Source organism: Monashia sp. HAY1-2A (genome assembly GCF_056755315.1).
Genome location: NZ_JBNDHY010000447.1, coordinates 1 through 267, shown reverse-complemented (window position 1 = coordinate 267; position 267 = coordinate 1). Strand labels below are relative to the sequence as shown.

The 267-nt window shown below is 70.8% G+C and carries 1 pseudogene; it reads right to left on the bottom strand.

The features are described 5' to 3' along the window. Positions 1-28 precede the first annotated feature (28 nt). Positions 29-267 (bottom strand): annotated as a pseudogene (locus ACPYOM_RS22665) (hypothetical protein); the annotation flags it as partial.

The following is a 267-nucleotide window of genomic DNA, read 5'->3' as shown; positions in this document are numbered from 1 at the left end:
CCTCTTGGCGGTGAAACAACCCGCTATCCTAAGCCATCGTGCCGGCCGGCGCAGCGCGCAGCGCGCGCATAGGCGTGAACAGCCAGGCCAGCAGCGCGGCGCCCACGAGGAACAGGCCAGAGCCGCCGAACAGGGTCGCCAGGGAGACGCGGCTGGCGATCCAGCCGGCCGCGACGGCCGCCAGCGGCGCCAGGCCCATGAAGATGAACATGAACAGGCTCATCGTCCGGCCCAGCAGTTCGCGCGGCACGCGCTGCTGGATCCACG